The organism is Clostridium sp. CTA-7, from assembly GCF_054768095.1.
In genome coordinates, this window is the sequence record NZ_BAAAAV010000007.1 from 22,917 (window position 1) to 45,221 (window position 22,305).

Sequence of the window (22,305 nt, forward strand, 5' to 3'; positions counted from 1 at the left end):
ATATATATTCATAATTAACCATACATACAATGAAATTTGAAAGGAGAAAAATTAAATGATAAAACTGACAAAATACTTAAAACCATTTATCGGTTCTATCCTTGTTGTGATAGCTTTATTATTCATTCAAGCTGTTTGTGAATTATCACTTCCAGATTATATGTCTAATATAGTAAATGTAGGTATTCAACAAGGTGGGGTAGATAATGCAGCCCCTAATATAATACGTAAAAGTGAATTAGATAAGCTTTCTATCTTTATAAATGGGGATGACCTTAAATATATAGAAGAAAACTACACATTAATAGATAAAGATAATCTTTCAAATGACGAGCTTAGTAAATATTTAAAAAAATATCCAATATTAGATGAGGAGCCTTTATATGAGCTTAATACAAAAGATAAAGACTCAATATCTAGATTAAATAGTATATTAGCAAAGCCTGAACTTATAGTTTATGGAATTGAAACGGGATCTTCTGATACAAATATGATGGGTAATATGTCAAATAATATGAATATTCCTGCAGGTACAGATCCATTTTTAATTTTAAAAAATACTCCAAAAGAACAGTTAAACAGTCTTTTAGGTCAAATAAATGAAAAATTTGATGAAATGCCTGATAGTATGATAGAACAAGCAGCAGTTTCATATGTAAAAAGTGAATACCAACAAATAGGAATTGATACAGATAAGCTTCAATCAAATTTTATTATTTTTGCGGGTCTTAAAATGTTAGGTATCGCACTTATTAGTATGGCAGCTGCAGTTATTGTTGGACTTATATCAGCTAGAATTGCAGCTGGTTTAGGTAAGACATTAAGAGGAGATGTATTTAGAAAAGTAAGTGAATTCTCAAATGCTGAATTTGATAAATTTTCTACTGCGTCCTTAATTACCCGTAGTACAAACGATATTCAACAAATACAAATGCTTATGGTAATGTTATTTAGAATAGTCTTTTATGCACCAATATTAGGTATAGGTGGAGTTTTAAAAGTAATAAAAACTGATACATCAATGACTTGGATTATAGCTGTAGCTGTAGTGTTAATTTCATTACTTGTAAGTATTTTATTTGGATTGGCTATTCCAAAATTTAAGTCAGTTCAAAAGCTTATTGATAAACTTAATTTAGTTACAAGAGAAAGTTTAACTGGTATGTTAGTTATTAGAGCTTTTAGCACTCAAAAGCATGAAGAAGTTAAATTTGATAATGCGAATAAAGATTTGACTAAAACAAATTTATTTGTAAATAGAATAATGTCTTCAATGATGCCTGCTATGATGCTTATAATGAATGTAATAACATTATTAATCGTATGGGTTGGGTCTCATCAAGTAGATATTGGTACAATGCAAGTTGGAGATATGATGGCATTTATGCAATATGCTATGCAAATTATAATGGCATTCTTAATGATATCTATGATTTCTATAATGTTGCCACGTGCTTCAGTATCAGCTCAACGTATTAGTGAAGTATTATATACTGATATAAGTATAGAAGATAAAAAACAAACAAAGAAATTTATAGAATCAAAAAAAGGTTATGTAGAATATAAAAATGTAAGCTTTAAATATCCAGGTGCAGAAGATTATGTTTTAAATAATATTAGTTTTACAGCAAAACCAGGTGAAACAACCGCAATAATAGGAAGTACTGGTAGTGGTAAATCTACGTTAATTAATTTGATTCCTAGATTTTATGATATTTCAAAAGGTCAATTACTTGTTGATGGAATAGATATAAGAGAATCAAATCAAAAAGATTTAAGGGAAAAAATAGGATATGTTCCTCAAAAGGGAGTACTTTTCTCTGGAACCATAGAAAGTAATTTAAAATATGGTTATCCAAATGCTACAGAAGATAATTTAGTAAAATCTTCTGAAATAGCACAAGCTTTAGAGTTTATAGAAACAAAACCAGATAGATTTAATACAGAAATCTCTCAAGGTGGTACAAATGTTTCAGGTGGACAAAAACAAAGGTTATCTATAGCAAGAGCTTTAGTTAAAAAACCAGAAATATATATTTTTGATGATAGTTTTTCTGCTTTAGATTTTAAAACAGACGCTGCTCTTAGAAAATCACTAAAGAAAAATATTAATGACGCAACTATGATTATTGTTGCTCAAAGAATAAGTACTATTAAGGATGCAAATCAAATTATAGTACTAGATGAAGGAAGCGTTGTAGGAATTGGAACTCATAAAGAACTTTTAGATAATTGTGATGTTTATAAACAAATAGCCTTATCACAGCTTTCAAAGGAGGAACTTATGTCATGAGCAATAATGTAAAAGATAGAAGATCTGGTGGCTTTGGTGGCCCAATGGGTGGAATGCACGCAGGAGGGAAGGCTAAGGATTTTAAAGGAACTATTAAAAAATTAATGAAATATTTAAAACCTTATAGTCTTTCAATTATTATAGTTTTAATATTTGCAATTGGTAGTGCAGCTTTTTCAATTATAGGTCCTAAGGTATTAGGTAAGGCTACTACTAAATTGTTTGAAGGATTAGTAAGCAAAGTATCTGGTGAAGCAGGTGCAGCAATTGATTTTTCGTATATAGGAAATATTATTGCGATACTGCTAGTATTATATATAATTAGTGCAGTATTTGCATTTATACAAGGATTTATAATGTCTGGAGTGGCTCAAAAGGTTTCATATAACCTTAGAAAGGAGATTTCAGAAAAAATAAATCGTATGCCATTAAAATACTTCGATAAAATGACTCATGGAGAAGTTTTATCAAGAGTAACTAATGATGTTGATACAGTAAGTAATACTTTAAATCAAAGTATGTCTCAAATTTTAACATCTATAACAACAATAATAGGTGTTTTAATAATGATGTTATCAATAAGTATAACTATGACACTAGCATCACTATTAATAATCCCTTTATCAGGAATATTAATTACATTAGTAGTAAAAAAATCTCAAAAATACTTTAAAGAACAACAATCATTTTTAGGTCATGTAAATGGTCATGTTGAAGAAGTTTATAGTGGTCATAATATAATGAAAGCTTTTAATGGTGAAGAAAAAGCTGTAGAAGAATTTGATAAGTTAAATAGTACTTTGTATAATTCTGCATGGAAATCTCAATTTCTATCAGGTATGATGATGCCTATAATGACCTTTATAGGAAATATAGGATATGTTATAGTATCTATTTTAGGTGGATGGCTTGCTATTAGAAAAGCTATAGAAGTTGGAGATATTCTTTCTTTCGTTCAATATACTAGATCCTTTACTCAACCTATAGCACAAACAGCTCAAATTGCTAATGTATTGCAATCTACAGCAGCATCAGCAGAAAGAGTTTTTGAATTCTTAGAGGAAGAAGAACAAGTATTAGATGTTGAAAATCCTTTAAGTATTGATGATATTAAAGGTGAAGTTGCATTTAAAAATGTTCACTTTGGATATAATGAAGATAAAACAATAATTAATGATTTTTCTAGTAAAATAAAACCTGGCCAAAGGGTTGCTATTGTGGGACCTACTGGTGCAGGTAAAACAACAATCGTTAAACTATTAATGAGATTTTATGAGTTAAATAGTGGAGAAATTTTATTAGATAATCATAATATAAATGATTTTAAAAGAAATGATTTAAGGAAAGTTTTCGGAATGGTATTACAAGATACTTGGTTATTTAACGGAAGTATAATGGAAAATATTCGTTATGGTAATTTAAATTCTAGTGATGAAGAAGTAATAGAAGCAGCAAAAGCAGCTCATGTTCATCACTTTGTAAAAACTTTACCAGATGGATATAATATGGAATTAAATGAAGATGCAAGTAATGTATCTCAAGGTCAAAAGCAGCTATTAACAATTGCTCGTGCAATATTAGCTGATCCTAAAATATTAATATTAGATGAAGCTACAAGTTCTGTTGATACAAGAACTGAAGTACTTATACAAAAAGCTATGGACAACTTAATGAAAGATAGAACTAGCTTTATAATTGCTCATAGATTATCAACTATAAGAGATGCTGATTTAATATTAGTAATGAAAGATGGAGATATTGTAGAGCAAGGTAGCCACACAGAATTACTTGGAAAGAAAGGATTCTATGCAAGTTTATACAACAGTCAATTTGAAAATAATGAAGTATCTTAGATAGTTCACAGTTCACAATCTACAGCTGTGAAATAGTTGATAGGTTATAGTTATTTATTAAACTATTATAAAAGCTCTAATTGGGTTTTTATAATAGTTTTTTTATTTATTAGTAATTTAAAATAATATGGAATATATTGACAATAGCGATGCTCGATATTAGAATTAGAGTATAAATAACGATAAACGATATTGGAGGAAAAATAGTTGCCTAGAGAACAGTTTCAAAATTTGACAGAGCCTATGTATTATATTTTAATGTCCTTAATAGAGGAGAGATGCGGAGTAGATATTATGACTGCTGTAGATGAGATTTCAAAAGGAAGAGTAAAAGTAGGTCCAGGAACTTTATATGCATTGCTTGGAAAATTTCAAAAGGAGAATATGATAAAGGAAACTGAGGTAGAGGGTAGGCGAAGAAGTTATATAATTACTGAAAAGGGTATGAATAGTTTAAAAGAAGAATATGAGAGAATAATGATTATTCTTAGAGATGGAGAGAAAATTTTAGGAGGAATGGTTAATGATAATAGGTAATACTAAATGGGTATATTTAAGCTTTATGCCCTATGAATTTAGGGCAATAGAAGAATATCTAGACAAAGAAGCACTTAGAGGATGGAAGCTTGAAAAGATAAAGGGTAATTTTTTAAAGCTTAAGAAGACTGAACCTAAAAGTTTAAAATATACAGTAGATGTATTAGATGAAATAGCTTTTATAGATGGCGAGAATACTGAAAAGTCTATGGAGTACAGAGAGTTTTGCAATATGGCTGGGTGGGAGTTTATCTGTGAAAAAGATAAGTTTCAAATATACTGTAGTGAAGACCCTAATGAAAGCATACCTATACACACAGACGAAGGAGAGAGGTTTGAAATAGTTAAAAAAGCTACTACTAAGTATGAATTTTCAGTATTGATAATAAATTTATTTCTTTTATATATTGCATATACCTGTATCACTAATGGAAGCTTTTTAGCTGATAATTTAATCTTATTATATTTAGGTTGCATAAGTGTAAGAGTTGTCCTTGAGGTGATTCAGTTTATAGATTTCATGAGGTGGAACATTAAAGCTCAAAAGAGCTTGGAAAAAGGAGAAGAAGTTTCTTATAATGGACGGAAAAATGTAGCTATAAAGAGTTTCCTACAAAAAGTAATAGAAATTACATTAGTAGCCTTAATTATTCTTATGGGTATAGATATGGGGAGATCTTTTGTTACAATAATGGTACTTTACTTAATAGTAGGAGTTATACCCTACATTATCAAATATTTCATAAATAAAACTGATGGAAATAATATAAAGAGGAGAAATTTATATGGTTCTAGTGTATTTTATTTATTACTAGTAGAAATTGTAGTAATAATTCTTTTATTTGAAAGTGGAATTATGAATTATGATTATAAATCAAAAGATGTAATAAGTAATAAAGTAAATACAATAACTATTGAGGATTTAGGATATGAAATTAAAAATGAAGAAAATACTTATATAAAAGAAGATAATGGGTTATTTGCAGATAATATTAATTATCATGTAGAATCAAATGCAGGATATATGAGTTATCAACTTTTTACAAGTAAGTATAAGTGGGCAATAGATTATAAGCTTAAAAATGAATTTAAGAGGTTAAGAAAGCTTGATATAAAATATGAGGAAATAGAATCAAGTTTGTCTGAAGAAGGTATAAAAATGTATTCTAATAAGTATGGAAATGAAATAGTTATTGTTTCTGATAAAGTATATTTAGATATTTCATGTTGGGATAAAGAACTAAGAAACAGTGAAATTTTAAATAAGGTCTTAGAGAAAATATTTGAAGTTAAGAAATAAATTTTTTCAATAAAAATGCAAGTAATAATTTTTGAGGTAAAGTTTGTATTTAGCTTTAATAATATTATATAAAAACTTTAGTAAAATAGTTAGTAAAAAATAGTAAAAAATATTGAAAAAGTTTTACTGGTATGATAGTATTAAATTATAAATAAAACAAATTTATAATGATTGGGAGTGTTATTATGAAAAATGAAATTAACGCTACTTTTAAAAAAGTATTTGGAGAAAAGGAAAATTGCAGAACATTTTTTTCACCTGGTAGAGTAAACTTAATTGGTGAGCATACTGATTATAATGGAGGAAATGTATTTCCTTGTGCTTTAAGTTTTGGAACTTATGGAGTTATAAGTTTAAGAAGTGATAAAAAAGTAAGAATGTATTCAAGCAACTTTGAAAATATAGGCATAATAGAATTTGATTTAGAAAATATAAAATATGAAAAATCACATGATTGGGTTAATTATCCTAAAGGTGTAATCGATGTAATGATTAAACATGGATATAATATAAATAAAGGATTCGATGTTGCTATTTATGGAAATATACCAAATGGTGCTGGACTTTCCTCTTCTGCATCATTAGAACTCTTAACTGCAGTGATGATGGACAGCTTATTTAATTTTAATATTGATAGAGTTGACTTAGTAAAATTTTCTCAAGAAGCGGAAAATAAGTTTGTTGGAGTTAACTGTGGTATAATGGATCAGTTTGCAATTGGCATGGGAAAGGAAAATAATGCTATACTTTTAGATTGTAACACTTTAAAATATAATTATTGTCCTATAGAATTAAAGGATGAAGTTATAGTTATATCAAATACAAATAAAAGAAGAGGTTTAGCAGATTCTAAGTATAATGAACGTAGAAGTGAATGCGAAAAGGCTTTAGAGGAATTAAAAACAAAATTAAATATAAACTCTTTAGGAGAATTATCAATAAATGAATTTGAAGAAAATAAGAGTTTAATTAAAGATGATATTAGAATAAAAAGGGCTAAACATGCTGTCTATGAAAATCAAAGGACTTTAATGGCTAAAGATGCCTTAGTTAAAAATGATTTAGTTACATTTGGTAAGCTTATGAATGAATCTCATATTTCTTTAAGAGATGATTATGAAGTAACAGGAATAGAGTTAGACACATTAGTTGAACTTGCATGGAATCATGAAGCTACAATTGGAGCAAGAATGACAGGTGCAGGCTTTGGTGGATGCACAGTTGCACTAGTAAAAAAAGATAAAGTTGATGACTTTATTAAAAATGTAGGACAAGGATATAAAGAAAAAATAGGATACGAAGCTAGTTTCTATATAGCAAATATAGGAGATGGCACTAGAGAAATTTAGGAGGAAGATATAAATGATATTAGTTTGTGGTGGAGCAGGTTATATTGGGAGTCATACTGTTTATCAATTAATTGAAAGGGGTGAAGAGGTTATAATTGTAGATAACTTAGAAACTGGACATATAGAAGCAGTTAACCCTAAAGCAAAATTTTATAAGGTTGATATAAGAAACGAAGAAGAGCTTGATAAAGTATTTAAAGAAAATAATATAAGTGAAGTAATTCATTTTGCTGCAAATTCTTTAGTGGGAGAAAGTATGACAAATCCACTAAAATACTATAATAACAATGTTCATGGAACAGAAGTTCTTTTAAAAGTGATGATTTCAAATAATGTTAAGAAAATAGTATTTTCTTCTACAGCAGCAACTTATGGAGAAGCTACTAAAATGCCTATAGTTGAAACAGATAGAACTGAACCAACTAATGCATATGGAGAAACTAAACTAGCCATGGAGAAGATGATGAAATGGGCAGATATAGCTCATGGAGTTAAGTATGTGTCTCTTAGATACTTCAATGTAGCTGGAGCTCATATAAGTGGAAGTATAGGGGAAGATCATAGCCCTGAAACTCATTTAATTCCTTTAATCCTACAAGTTCCTTTAGGTAAAAGAGAATTTATATCAATTTTTGGAGAGGATTATGATACAGAAGATGGCACTTGTATTAGAGACTATATTCATGTAATAGATTTAGCAAATGCTCATATTCTTGCTGTTGAATATCTTAGAAAAGAAAATGATAGTGATATATTTAATTTAGGAAATGGTAGTGGATTTTCAGTTAAAGAAATGATTGAAGCTGCAAGAAAAGTTACTGGACATGAAATACCAGCAAAAATTTGCGAAAGAAGATCTGGAGACCCAGCAAGATTAATTGCATCAGCTGAAAAGGCAAGAAATACTTTAAATTGGAAACCAGATTATACTAATGTTGAAGATATAATTGCTTCAGCTTGGAATTGGCATAAAAATAATCCAACAGGTTTTAATAAGTAGGTGAATATATGATAATTTATGGGGAAATAAAAAGGCTTATTCAATATGGGTTAAAACATGAGCTTTTTACTAAAGATGATGAAATATTTATAAGAAACAATTTATTAGATGTTTTAAATCTTGATGAATATGAAGATTGCAAAATAGAGGATGAGAACTTAAATACTCCAACAGATATATTAAATAATATATTAGATTATTCTTTTGAAAATGGAATTTTAGAATCTAATTCCCCTATATATAGAGATTTATTAGATACTAAAATTATGGGGTTATTAATTCCAAGGCCATCAGAGGTTATAAGGGAATTTAATAATCGTTATTCTAAATCAAAAGAAAGTGCTACAGATTATTTTTATAATATAAGCAAATCATGTGATTATGTAAGAACAGATAGAATATCGCAAAATGTTATTTGGAAATCCCCTACAGAATATGGAGAATTAGATATAACAATAAATTTATCAAAGCCTGAAAAGGATCCTAAGGCTATAGCTGCAGCAAAGAATTTGCCACCATCAAAATATCCTAAGTGTTTATTATGTAAAGAAAATGAGGGATATAGAGGTAGGTTAAATCATCCTGCAAGGCAAAATTTAAGGACAATCCCTATTAGTTTAAAATCAGAGCATTGGTATTTACAGTATTCACCATATGCCTATTATAATGAACACTGCATTATCTTCTCTGGAGATCATGTTCCAATGAAAATTACTAAAGATACCTTTGATAGAATACTAGAATTTGTAGAAAAGTTCCCTCATTATTTTGCAGGTTCTAATGCAGACTTGCCTATTGTTGGAGGATCTATTCTTACACATGATCACTATCAAGGTGGTAACTATGAATTTGCAATGGATAAAGCAAAGGATGTTTATAAATTTAAACTAGATAATTATGAAGATATCGAATTATCTATTATAAAATGGCCTTTAACTGTATTAAGATTAAAGGGAATGGATAGATTAAAACTAAGTGAACTATCAGATAAAATTTTATCTCATTGGAGATCTTATACTGATAAAGTTGTAGAAGTTTACTCTCATTCTAATGAAATTTCTCATAATACAATAACACCAATAGCCAGAAGAAATGGTGAATTATACGTATTAGATTTAGTTCTTAGAAATAATAGAACTAATGAAGAATACCCAGATGGAATTTTTCATCCGCATAAAGAACTTCATAATATTAAAAAGGAAAATATAGGGCTAATAGAAGTTCTTGGTTTAGCTGTTCTTCCTGCCAGACTAAAAGATGAATTGGAGATTATAAAATCCTATTTACTTGGTGAAAAAAATGATATATATAGTGATGAATCTATGAAGATTCATTTAAATTGGTATGAAGAAATAAAAAGGAAAAGCCCTTTAATATCTAAAGAAAATATTGATACAGTTATAGAAAAGGAAGTTGGAGAAGTATTTTCTAAGGTATTAGAACATTGTGGTGTATTTAAATGGAATGAAAAAGGTAAAGAAGCTATGGGAAGATATATAAATAGCTTAAAGATAACAATTAATTAAACTATACAAGGTGAGGCATTATTAAGTATGTCTCATCTTTAGTTATTATTTATATAAATAATTGAGGTGATTATAAATGGCAACTATAAAGGATATAGCAAGTGAAGCTTCAGTGTCTATATCAACAGTTTCTAGAATTTTAAACTTTGATAAAACTCTAAATGTTTCAGAGGAAACAAGAAAAAGAGTTTTAAGTATAGCTGAAGAAATGAACTATGTAACTATAAAAGAAAGAAAAAATAAATTGAAAAAATATACTGTGGGAATAATTTGTTCTTTTACAGAAACTAAAGAATTAAATGATCCATACTTTTTATCAATTAGAATGGCTATAGAAAAAAAATGTGTTGAAGAAAATATTGACTTTAAATCACTATATCTTACAAAGATATTAACCGATGATAATTCTAACTATAAAGAACTTGATGGGATAATTGCCATAGGAATATTTGAAAATAATGAAATTCAAAGACTTAAAGAAATATCTCCTAATATAGTTTTTATAGATTCATCTCCAGAAGAATGGGAATTTGATTCTATTGTTGTGGATTTAAAATATGGAGCTAGAAAAGCATTGGAATATTTACATAGCCTAGGTCATAAAGATATAGGCTACATAGGAGCAAAGGTAGTTCCTCATAATAATACTGAAAGTATAGAGCTTATTAATTATAGAGAAGCGACCTATAAAGATTTTATGTTGGAAATAGATAATTTTAAGGAAGAATGGATATTTAAAGGCGATTTTACGCCCGAAGATGGCTATAATCTTATGAATAAAGCATTAAAGTTAACTAAAGTTCCATCTGCTTTCTTTATAGCTAGTGATCCAATGGCTATAGGAGCATACAAGGCTATTCAAGAAAATGGATATAAGATTCCAGAGGATATAAGTATAGTTGGATTTGACGATATAGCTACAGCTCAATATTTATCTCCATCTTTAACTACAGTTAAGGTCTTTACTGACTTTATGGGAGAAACTGCATTAGACACTTTAATGGAAAGAATAAAGAATGATAGAGTATTAAGTAAAAAAATTGTTTTACCTGTAAAATTAATCATAAGAGATAGCTGCACCTTAGCATAATTTAATTACCCTATAAGTAATATATTACTTATAGGGATTATTTTTTATATGGGAGAGGTAGTTAAAATGATATATAAACTTGGAATAGATGCAGGTTCCACTACAGTAAAATTAGTTATATTAGATGAATATGATAAAGTTATATACAAGGCTTATAAAAGACATCTTACTAAAGTAAGAGAAACAATTTTAGAAGAAATCCAGCAGGCAAAGAATATACTAAAAAATAATTATTTTAAAGTTTCTATAACTGGATCATCAGGCTATGGAGTTGCTAAAGAATCAAATATTTCATTTGTTCAAGAAGTTTTTGCCACCACTATAGGGGTTAAGAAAATATTTAATAATATTGATGTAGTTATTGAACTTGGTGGTGAAGATGCTAAAATAATATACTTAACTAATGGATTAGAGGAAAGAATGAATTCAAGTTGTGCTGGTGGAACTGGTGCATTTATAGATCAAATGGCAAGTCTAATGGGAATAACAGTAGAGGAATTAGATAAAATTAGTTTAGAATATAAAAACATGTATCCCATAGCATCTAGATGTGGAGTTTTTGCAAAATCTGATATACAACCATTACTAAATCAAGGTGCAAATAAGTCTGATATTGCTGCTAGTATTTATGAAGCAGTTGTAAATCAAACTATTGGTGGTTTAGCTCAAGGTAGAGAAATAAAAGGTAACATACTATTTTTAGGTGGTCCTCTTTATTTTTATAAGGGGCTTAGAGAAAGATTTATTAAAGATTTAAATTTGTCTAGCAAAACTGCTATTGTGCCAGAAGATGCTGAAGTTTTTGTAGCAAAGGGAGCTGCGTTATTTGCTATAAATGAAGAAAAAACATATACATACAACAAACTAATTTCAATATTATTATCTTCAAATAATACAAACTTAGAAATAAGAAAAGAAATTCCTCCCTTATTTAAAAATAAGACAGACTATAATAAATTTATTGAAAGACATAATAGAGCAAAAGTACTTCATAATGATATAAATAATTTTACTGGTAATGTTTATTTAGGAATAGATGCTGGTAGTACAACTACAAAACTAGTTCTTATTGATGAATGTGATAACATACTATATAAATACTATGGACATAATGAAGGGAATCCTATAGAGGTTATAAAAAAACAATTAGACTATATCTATTCTAATTTGGGAAATAAAATAAAAGTTAAAGGAAGTTCTGTAACTGGGTATGGAGAAGAATTAATAAAAAAAGGGTTTTCCATAGATTTTGGAATAGTGGAAACACTGGCTCACTATATAGCAGCAAGTAGATTTAACCCTAATGTTGATTTTATACTTGATATTGGTGGACAAGATATAAAATGTTTTGAAATAGAGAATAAGGCTATAAAGAGTATAATCTTAAATGAAGCGTGTTCTTCTGGGTGTGGTTCTTTTATAGAAAGTTTTGCAAAAGCTATGGGATATGATGTTGAAAGTTTCTCAAAGCTTGGATTATTTGCAAAACATCCAGCCGATTTGGGATCCAGATGTACTGTTTTTATGAACTCATCAGTGAAACAAGCCCAAAGAGATGGTGCTACAATTGAAGATGTTTCTGCTGGTTTATCTATAAGTGTTGTAAAAAATGCACTATATAAAGTTATTCGAACTAAAAATATAGGTAAAAATGTTATAGTTCAAGGTGGAACTTTATGCAATAATGCCATTTTGAGAAGCTTAGAACTTGAATTAAATCAAAATGTAATAAGATCAAATATATCTGGATTAATGGGAGCATATGGGGCTGCCTTATATGCTAAAAGTAAGAATCCAACTACATCTAAAATTATAAATAAAGATGACCTTATAAATTTTAAGCACGAATCTAAAGGGGTTAAGTGTAGACTATGTACTAATAAATGTAATCTAACTATAAATACATTTTCAGGTGGTAAAAAATATATATCAGGTAATAGGTGTTCAAAACCAACAGGAAAATATACTGATAATACTATTCCTAATATGTATGAATATAAAAATAGTAAATTAATTAGTTATGCTAATAATGAGGGAGAAAAAGGTACTATTGGTATTCCAATGGTTTTAAATATGTATGAAAATTTACCTTTCTTCGTTAAATTTTTCAATGAATTAGGAATTAAAGTTGTTTTATCAGAAACTTCATCAAAGAAACTATATTTGAGAGGACAACACACAATTCCATCTGACACTGTATGCTATCCTGCTAAATTAAGCCATGGTCATATAGAGAGCCTTATAAATAAGAATATTAAAAATATATTTTATCCATGTATGACATATAACTTTAATGAAGAAATATCTGACAATTTCTTCAATTGTCCAGTTGTAGCTTATTATCCTGAAGTTATAAAAAATAATATATCAAAACTAAAAGATTCTAATTTTATAAGTCCTTATTTAGATTTAAATTCTGATAAAAGTACAATAGAAAATTTATATAATTCTTTAAAGAATCATTGTAGTTGGATAAGCAAAAAGCATATAAAGATAGCTTATTATAAAGCTATTGAAGAATATAAAAAATATAAACAAGAAATTTTAAATAAAGGTCAATTAGCTATTGATTACGCTAGAGAAAATAATTTGCTAATGGTTGTTCTAGCCGGAAGGCCTTATCATGTTGATAAAGAAATAAATCACGGAATAGATAAAATGATAAATTCTCTAAATATAGTAATTCTAACAGAAGACTCTATACCTATAAATAAAGATAATTATAATATAAAAATGTTAAATCAATGGACATATCAAGCTAGATTATTTAATGCAGCAAACTTTGTGTTAGAAAATGATGGTATGCAATTAGTTCAACTAGTTTCTTTTGGATGTGGGACTGATGCCATAATTGCTGATGAAACCAAAAGAATCTTAGAGAATAATGGAAAGCTATATACCCAATTAAAAATAGATGAGACTAATAATTTAGGTGCAGCAAAAATTAGAATAAGAAGTATGGTTGAAGCAGTTAAAAGTAGGTGATTATATATGAATTATGATTATAAAGTATTTACAAAAGAAATGAAAAAAAATTATAAAATATTAATACCTAATATGCTACCAATTCATTTTAGAATATTAGATAAGATTTTAAAGGATTATGGATTTGACATTGAATTTTTAGAGGATGATGTTCATGAGATAATAGAAGATGGACTAAAATATTCTAATAATGATATCTGTTATCCAGCAATGATAGTAATAGGGCAATTTATTTCTACACTGAAAAGTGGTAAATATGATATAGATAAGACAGCACTTCTCATGACACAAACAGGTGGTGGATGCAGAGCATCAAATTATATACACCTTATACGAGATGCATTAGAAAATAGTGGTTTTTCAGAAGTACCTGCCATAGGTTTAAGTTTAACAGGAATAGAAAAGCATCCAGGATTAAAATTAAAGCCATCAATTATAATAAAAGCCTTTTATGCAATTATTTATGGGGATTTAGTAATGTACCTATATAATAAAGTTAAACCATATGAAATTAACCAAGGTGAAGTAGATAAAGTTTTAGATAATTTAATTGAGAGTTTAAATAATAAATTTTCTAGTAAAAGATATCTTAGAGTAAATGAAATATCTAAAATGATTGTACAAGCATTTGATAATATAAAAATTATTGATGAGAAGAAGATAAAGGTTGGAATAGTAGGGGAAATATATATGAAATATTCTAGAATGGGTAATAATCACCTTGAGGAATTTTTAATAAAAGAAGATGTAGAAGTGGTTCAATCAGGGCTTATGGACTTTATGAATTATTGTATTCTAAATTCTATAATAGACCACAAATTATATAAAAGGGGATATTTAAAATCTAAACTTGCTAAAATAGCCTATAAATTTATTTTGAAAATACAAAGAAAAGTTAACTTAAATATAAAAAAATACTCTAAATTTAAAGAGCCTACAGATTTTGATGAAGTTAGAAAAATGGTAGATGGCTATATAGGCCATGGAGTAAAAATGGGGGAAGGTTGGCTTTTAGTTGCTAATATGCTTGATCTTATCCATACTGGAACTAATAACATTATATGCGCTCAACCCTTTGGGTGTTTACCAAACCATATAGTCGGAAGGGGAGCTATTAGAAAAATACTAGATAAAAATCACAATGCTAATATAGTTGTTATAGATTATGATCCTTCTCAGTCAGAAATAAATCAGGAAAATAGAATTAAATTGATGCTTTCAAATGCTAAATTAAATGTCTATTTATAATTAAATACTCTAAAAAAATAAGCTATATATATATAATTTATTTCTAAATATGATATAAAAAAAGATGATAAATATAAGCTTATATAGTATACTTATTTTAAATAAAGGCTGTGTTAGATGAAAATATCTAACAGAGCCTAAATAATTTAAAAATTACCATCAGGGGATAGAGAGGGTAAAATAATGACAACAACTAAACATTTTTTTGTGATAAATCCTGAAGCAGGGAAAGTTAATATTTCTGAAAAAATAAGTAAGGATATAAATGAAATATTTAAGAATTCAACAGATCAATATAAAATTTATATAACAAAAGGGAAAAATGATGCTACTAATTTTACAAAAAAGATATGTGAAAGTGAAGACGGAAATTTAAGGTTCTATGCTTGTGGAGGAGATGGAACTTTAAATGAGGTTATAAATGGAGTAATTGGCTATGAGAATGCAAGTGTATCAGTTATTCCTTATGGAACTGGAAATGATTTTGTTAGAAACTTTGAGTCAACTATAAATTTTTATGATATAAAAAAACAAATAAACTCTAATATAGAAGAGGTAGATTTACTTAATGTAAATGGATTATACTCAGTGAACCTATGTAATATAGGTTTTGATGCAAAAGTTGCTGAAAATATGGTGAAATTCAAAAAATTTCCTTTTATAAATGGACAAGGTGCTTATACTCTTTCTGTATTTTATTCATTAATTCACAAGATGCATAACACTCTAGATATATTAATAGATGATAAAGAGTTGATTCATGGTGATTTTTTATTATGTGTAATAGCTAACGGTTCATCTTATGGAGGAGGATATGTTGGGGCTCCTTTAGCTGAGATAAATGATGGGCTAGTTGACTTATGTATAATAAAAAAAGTGTCTCGCCTAAAGTTAGTAAAATTAATAAATCTATATAAGGAAGGTAAACATCTAGATAGTAAGGAATTGGAGGGATATGTTATTTATAAAAAGTGTAAGAAAATCAACATAAAATCCAATGAAAATTTTACTGCCTGCGTAGATGGAGAAATATTTATTGATAATAATTTAGATATTTCTTTAGAAAATAAAGCAATTAAGTTTTTAATACCACACAAACATATAGAAGAATAAATAAAAAGAGAGGGCTAATTTTGAGTAGCTTTATAGAATTTAAAGATGTGAAAAAAACATATAAAATGGGTGAAGTAAATATAGATGCTTTAAGAGGAGTTTCTTTTCAAATTGAGAAAGGTGAATTTGTAATAGTAGCAGGTGCCAGTGGTGCAGGTAAAAGTACAATTTTAAACATATTAGGTGGAATGGATACTTCAAGTAGTGGAGAAATATATGTAGATGGAAATTTAGTTAGCAAATACTCTGATAAAGATCTTATAACCTATAGACGTCACGATATAGGCTTTGTATTTCAATTCTATAATTTAGTGCAAAACCTTACAGTCTTAGAAAATGTTGAACTTGCTACTCAAATATGTAAAAAACCTTTAGATCCATATGAAATTTTAAATGCTGTTGGATTAGAAGAAAGAAAAGATAATTTTCCAGCTCAGCTCTCAGGGGGAGAGCAGCAACGTGTAGCAATTGCAAGAGCACTAGCTAAGAATCCTAAATTACTTTTATGTGATGAACCAACAGGAGCATCATTAAAATCAATTGATTAATAAAAATAGGATAGAAAACTAAGGTTTCTATCCTATTTTTAATGTGTAGCCTTCACTTTTTTATTAGAATACCTAATAGAACAAATTTTATAGTTAAGTATATAATATAAGATGTATATAAATCCTTAGGAGAAATATTTATGTCATACAATGAGTTTTATGAAAAATTTGGTTTTAAAAGGGAAATTGAAAGGCTAGAAAAACAAGCATATTTAGGATATGAAAAAGAAATAAGAATGATTAAATTAATGGGGATTGATGGTAATAGCGAAATTTTAGAAGTTGGTAGTGGACCAGGTTTTTTCACTAAAATTTTGTTAGATAACTTTAATGAATGTGAAATAACATCATTAGATAATGATGATAAGTTTCTTGAGTTTGCATATAACAATTTAAAGACTAAATATGGTGATAGAGTCACCTTCGTTAAAGATGATATCACTAAAACATCTATACCCGATAATTATTATGACTGTATAATTGCTCGTTTTGTCTTTCAGCATTTAAGCGATCCACTTTCTGCAGCAAAAGAGATATTTAGAATACTTAAGCCTGGAGGGAAGGTAATTATAATAGATGTTGATAGTGAACTTTGGGGGTTAACCTATCCTAAAAACAATTTAATTAAATTTTTAAATGACAGTTTATCTAAAGTACAATCAAACTTAAAAGGTAATAGAGAAATCGGAAGAGTCTTAATAACACTATTAAAATCAATTGGATTTATTAATTTAGATATTGAAGCAGTAGTTAATCATAGTGATATTTTAGGTAAGGATAATTTTAGATACAAAATAAGTAGTGATATGATAAAAGATCCTAGATTGTCAAAGTTGATAACTGAATATAATAATTTCTTTGATTTAAAGTATTCATCAATAATGCTTCTAAAATTATTCTTTTATGCTGAAAAACCATTATATAACTAATATAAAATTAGGCTTTGTTAGAAGCAAATGTTGATACGAAAGTGACTTCATTACTAATTAGCTAGTTTAAGAATTTCTATTATTTCTTTCGTAAATATTAATGGCAATGTTCCCAGTATATACTCCTTTTATATTACACTTTTATCATAGTATAATTACTTAAAGATAAATTTGTATTCTTAGGAGGAGAAATGCTTTGAACTACGCTGAAAATTTAGCAGTATTAGGCTGTGGAGATATAGGTAATTACATTGCAAGATTTGAAGACAACAAAATATACTCTAGCTTTTACTTAAAAGAAAATATTAATAATTTAAAATATATACTAGATAAATCAAAAGTAGAAATGAAAGCATCTCAGATGAGTGTTGGTGGACAATCTTCTATTCTATTACTTTTTAGATTTGCTGAAAGTAATAAATTTATTTATGGACGAATATATAATTTAGAAATCGATTTTCACAGAGAGCATATGGAAATGCTTATGTTTCAAGAGGAATTGCCAATTTGCTTTGTTGATTCTAACAATATCATTATCTCTACTACATTAGTCAAAAATGACTTCAAAAATGATATTAAAAAATATATTATAAAGAGGAAATTTAAATATAAACCTTCCTATGACTTTAAAGATGATGGATGTAAAATAGAAGATTTATGGATGTATATATAGAGAAGTGGAAAAAACCACTTCTTTTTGTTATAATAAAGAGATAATTAATTTTCAAGGTGACGAATATGATAAAACAAATTTTAGTAGAAAAATTTAATAAAGATACTTGTGGCAAAAATGATTTAGGCGGAAAAAGGATATTAGAAAATGAATTAATATCTGATTTAAAGGTAAAATGTGATGATGATTTAATTTATATAGATTCTAAAATTATATCTGAAAATTATTTTAGTGAATATAATTCTAAAATAGAAGTGGATATAAAAAGTAAAGATATATTATCTACTTTTTGTAGCTGTGATGATTATGAAAGAAATGAGCTTCGTAAACATAATTATTGTTGTAAGCATTTGTTTGCAACTTTTTATAAATTCTTAAATGAATTAGATGAATATAATGAAATTAAATCTAAATTAAATAATGATTTTATCCATAAATCTATTTTCAAAAATAAAAAAGACAATATATTAGATTTATTATTAGAAGATGAAAATAAAACAGAAATTAAAATTGAAGTTTATATAAATAAACAAGGTTTTAAAAATAGATTAGCAGCTGAATTTAAAATAGGATTAAAGGGATTATCATCTAATAAGCTATATGTTGTAAAAGATATAAATCAGCTTTTAATAGCTTATTATAATAAAATTCCAGTTAAGTATGGAAAGGATTTTACTTTAGACTTAAAATATCAAAGACTTGGCCTAAAAGAAAAGAAAATACTAGATTTTATAGAAAAAATAAAAGATATGGAATCAGCATCCTCAAATTTTATAAGAAGACAGGATAAATATATAGATGGTAAAACACTTATAATTCCAGATTTTCTTACTAGAGAATTCTTTAATATAATATCAAAGAATAGAGTTTACTTAAATGAGGGCTTTTTTTATAGACCTGTAGAAACTGAAATTATTTTTGATAAACCAAATATAAAAATTTCTTTAAAAGCATTAGAAAATGAATATATTTTAAGCTTAGATGATGGAATTTCTGAAAAGATTGATAAAAAGGGTACAGTATTTTTATATGGAAGTAGTATTTATGTACCTAATTTTGAGTACTGTTATGATATTTCCACTTATTTAAATATTTTTAATAATACTAAAGCTATAGCTATTGATAAAGATGATGAAATTAGAGTTCTATCCAAGCTTTTGCCTAAATTATATACTCTATCAGATGATATAACTATTAATAAAGCTATAAAAAATAAAATTGTAAAAGAAAAGGTTGAGTTTAAATTTTATTTTGACAAAATTAATAAAGATACAACATTAACATTAAAAGTTAAATATGGAGAGCACGAATTTAACATTTTTCATGAATACACAAATAAAATTATATATAGAGATTTAAATAAAGAAAATGAAATATTATCTTGCTTAAGGGCACTTGGTTTTGAATCATCTGGGGATAGATTTTATTTATTACTTGGAGATGAATATTTATTTAAATTCTTTAAATATGATATAGAGAAATTACAAGATATTGGTGAAGTTTTTTATTCAGAGAATTTTAAAATTATAAAACATATAAATAATAAAAATATAGTAGGTCAAATAAAAAGTGGTAAGCTAGATTATTTTGAGTTAAAGTTTAAAATTGATAATATACCAGAAACTGAAGTTAAGGATATTATACTAGCTCTTAGAGATAATCTTAAATACTATAAGCTTAAAAGTGGAGAGTTTTTAGATCTTGAAGAAATTGAACTTAAGAACTTTTTAAAGCTTTTAGATGTACTATCTTTAGAAAATGATATAGATGGAGATACCGTATTATTTAGTAAGAGTAAGAGTCTTTATATAGATAACTTTATTAAAGATAATTCTATTAGATATATTAAGGGTAAAAAAGAATTATCACAAATTCAGAAAAAGATAAAAGACATTAACAAGTTAACTTTTAAAGAACCATTAAATTTAATGGCGGATCTTAGGCCTTATCAAAAGGAAGGGTATAATTGGCTTAAAACTATGGATTACTTAGGATTTGGAGGTATTTTAGGTGATGAAATGGGACTTGGTAAAACAATTCAAGCTATTTCATTTATATTATCTAATTTACCAGCTAAGACACTTATAGTTGCACCAACATCATTAATATATAATTGGAGCAGTGAGATTGAAAAATTTGCCCCAACTATAAAATATGCCATTATAAATGGATCTAAAGATGAGAGAATTAATATATTAGGAAATATTGAAAATTATGATGTATTAATTACTACCTATAATCTAATAAAAAGAGATATAGAAGAATATGAAAAAATACAATTTGATTATTGCTTTATAGATGAAGCTCAATATATTAAAAACTGTTCTTCTCAAAATGCAGTAGCTATGAAAAAAATTAAAGCTATTAGAAAGTTTGCATTAACAGGTACTCCTGTAGAAAATTCATTAATGGAGCTATGGTCAATTTTTGATTTTATAATGCCAGGATACTTATTTGATGAAAAGCGATTTAGTGTAAGATATCATAAAAAGCTAAATGAATCTGAAGAAGTATTAAAAGAATTAAATATGCTTACAAAACCTTTTATATTGAGAAGATATAAAAAAGATGTAATAAAAGAACTTCCTCTAAAAATAGAGAAAAAACTTTTAGTATCTATGTCAGAGGAGCAAGAAAAGATATATTCTATTTATGCTAATCATGCTAAAAGCTTAATTGAAAAGAAAGTTAAGGATGATGACTTGAAAACCAGCAAAATAGAAATTCTATCCTATATAACTAAGTTAAGACAAATATGTCTTGATCCATCTGTTTTAATTAATGATTATCTTGGTACTAGTGGTAAAATAGATGCACTTATTGAAATTTTAAATCAAGGAATAGAAGAGGGGCATAAAATATTAGTCTTTTCACAATTTACATCAGTCTTAAAAAATATTGCTACTAGGTTTAATTCTGAAAACATATTGTATAGCTATTTAGATGGATCTATACCAGCAGAAAAGAGATTAGAATTAGTAAATGAATTTAATGAAGGTAATAATTCTGTATTCTTAATAAGTTTAAAGGCAGGAGGAACTGGTTTAAACTTAACATCAGCAGATATAGTGATACACTTTGATCCTTGGTGGAATCCTGCTGTAGAGGATCAAGCCACAGATAGAGCACATAGATTTGGGCAAACTAATATTGTTGAGGTAATTAAGCTAATATCTAAAAATTCAATAGAAGAAAAAATAGTAGATCTTCAAGATGAAAAAAGAAAACTAATAGAAAGAATAATTGATAATGAAAATGATATAACGAGTATTAATACTTTAAGCGAGGAAGATATATTAAATCTTTTTTCAATTAACTAGTAGCTATTTTTATACAAATACTTATTATATAAGAATTATGAAAATATCGCATTATTTCAAGATGAATATGCGATATTTTTTATTTTATAACTTTAAAGTCTTAAGAGATACTAATGAAATGTAACCTTCTAAAGTAAGCTTTTTATTAATAATATAACATATAATTATCCATTATAAGTTTTCACTTCTAGTTTTACTAATATTTCTATAGGTTATTATGCATTAACTATGGTTAACATATTATTGTAAAAGAAAACAATATATAAAGGAGGTGGAATACATGGCAAACTATAATAGAAGTTTAGTACCAGAAGCAAAAAATGGTTTAAGCAGATTAAAAAATGAAGTTGCATCTGAAGTTGGATTAAACAATTATGAAAACACAGATAAAGGAAACCTTACTTCAAAGCAAAACGGAAGTGTTGGCGGAGAAATGGTTAAAAGAATGGTAGAACAATACGAAAACCAAATCAAATAATTATAAATGATAATTATTAAAAATTAGAGATAATAAACTTATATAATAAAGAAATAAAAAAGA

At 27.1% G+C, this 22,305-nt stretch carries 15 protein-coding genes and 1 pseudogene; all 16 read left to right on the forward strand.

What is annotated here, in order from left to right:
• Positions 1-55 precede the first annotated feature (55 nt).
• Entirely contained in the window at positions 56-2,293 is a 2,238-nt protein-coding gene (locus ACYUEX_RS13350; RefSeq protein WP_460288627.1) for an ABC transporter ATP-binding protein, read from the forward strand.
• On the forward strand, positions 2,290-4,146 hold the full coding sequence (locus ACYUEX_RS13355; protein WP_460288628.1) for an ABC transporter ATP-binding protein: 1,857 nt from the start codon (positions 2,290-2,292) through the stop codon (positions 4,144-4,146). The genes ACYUEX_RS13350 and ACYUEX_RS13355 overlap by 4 nt, the downstream gene beginning before the upstream one ends.
• Before the next feature lie 207 nt (positions 4,147-4,353).
• Entirely contained in the window at positions 4,354-4,683 is a 330-nt protein-coding gene (locus ACYUEX_RS13360) for a PadR family transcriptional regulator (RefSeq protein WP_460288629.1), read from the forward strand.
• A complete protein-coding gene (locus tag ACYUEX_RS13365) occupies positions 4,670-5,983 on the forward strand; it encodes a DUF2812 domain-containing protein (protein ID WP_460288630.1) in 1,314 nt (437 codons plus the stop codon). The genes ACYUEX_RS13360 and ACYUEX_RS13365 overlap by 14 nt, the downstream gene beginning before the upstream one ends.
• Before the next feature lie 185 nt (positions 5,984-6,168).
• Entirely contained in the window at positions 6,169-7,332 is a 1,164-nt protein-coding gene (locus ACYUEX_RS13370; protein WP_460288631.1) for a galactokinase, read from the forward strand.
• Between the two features lie 13 nt (positions 7,333-7,345).
• Positions 7,346-8,332, forward strand: a complete 987-nt coding sequence (gene galE, locus ACYUEX_RS13375; protein WP_460288632.1) for a UDP-glucose 4-epimerase GalE — start codon at positions 7,346-7,348, stop codon at positions 8,330-8,332.
• A gap of 8 nt (positions 8,333-8,340) precedes the next feature.
• Entirely contained in the window at positions 8,341-9,858 is a 1,518-nt protein-coding gene (gene galT, locus ACYUEX_RS13380) for a UDP-glucose--hexose-1-phosphate uridylyltransferase (protein ID WP_460288633.1), read from the forward strand.
• 76 nt (positions 9,859-9,934) lie between these two features.
• The gene (locus tag ACYUEX_RS13385; RefSeq protein WP_460288634.1) at positions 9,935-10,948 is read left to right on the forward strand and encodes a LacI family DNA-binding transcriptional regulator; all 1,014 of its coding nucleotides are present in this window, start codon (positions 9,935-9,937) and stop codon (positions 10,946-10,948) included.
• 66 nt (positions 10,949-11,014) lie between these two features.
• Positions 11,015-13,933 (forward strand): acyl-CoA dehydratase activase-related protein, encoded by a 2,919-nt coding sequence (locus ACYUEX_RS13390; protein ID WP_460288635.1) that lies wholly within the window; start codon positions 11,015-11,017, stop codon positions 13,931-13,933.
• 6 nt (positions 13,934-13,939) lie between these two features.
• Complete coding sequence (locus tag ACYUEX_RS13395; protein WP_460288636.1) at positions 13,940-15,181, forward strand: 2-hydroxyglutaryl-CoA dehydratase; 1,242 nt, start codon at positions 13,940-13,942, stop codon at positions 15,179-15,181.
• Positions 15,182-15,364: 183 nt separating this feature from the next.
• Positions 15,365-16,294, forward strand: coding sequence for a diacylglycerol/lipid kinase family protein (locus ACYUEX_RS13400; protein ID WP_460288637.1), 930 nt, complete (start codon positions 15,365-15,367; stop codon positions 16,292-16,294).
• 20 nt (positions 16,295-16,314) lie between these two features.
• Positions 16,315-16,821: pseudogene (locus tag ACYUEX_RS13405) on the forward strand (ABC transporter ATP-binding protein); the annotation flags it as partial.
• Between the two features lie 161 nt (positions 16,822-16,982).
• On the forward strand, positions 16,983-17,771 hold the full coding sequence (locus ACYUEX_RS13410) for a class I SAM-dependent methyltransferase (RefSeq protein ID WP_411167665.1): 789 nt from the start codon (positions 16,983-16,985) through the stop codon (positions 17,769-17,771).
• 196 nt (positions 17,772-17,967) lie between these two features.
• Entirely contained in the window at positions 17,968-18,444 is a 477-nt protein-coding gene (locus ACYUEX_RS13415) for a hypothetical protein (RefSeq protein ID WP_460288638.1), read from the forward strand.
• Between the two features lie 65 nt (positions 18,445-18,509).
• Entirely contained in the window at positions 18,510-21,764 is a 3,255-nt protein-coding gene (locus ACYUEX_RS13420; RefSeq protein ID WP_460288639.1) for a DEAD/DEAH box helicase, read from the forward strand.
• A gap of 280 nt (positions 21,765-22,044) precedes the next feature.
• Positions 22,045-22,242 (forward strand): small, acid-soluble spore protein, alpha/beta type, encoded by a 198-nt coding sequence (locus tag ACYUEX_RS13425; RefSeq protein ID WP_411167662.1) that lies wholly within the window; start codon positions 22,045-22,047, stop codon positions 22,240-22,242.
• The last annotated feature ends 63 nt before the right edge of the window (positions 22,243-22,305 follow it).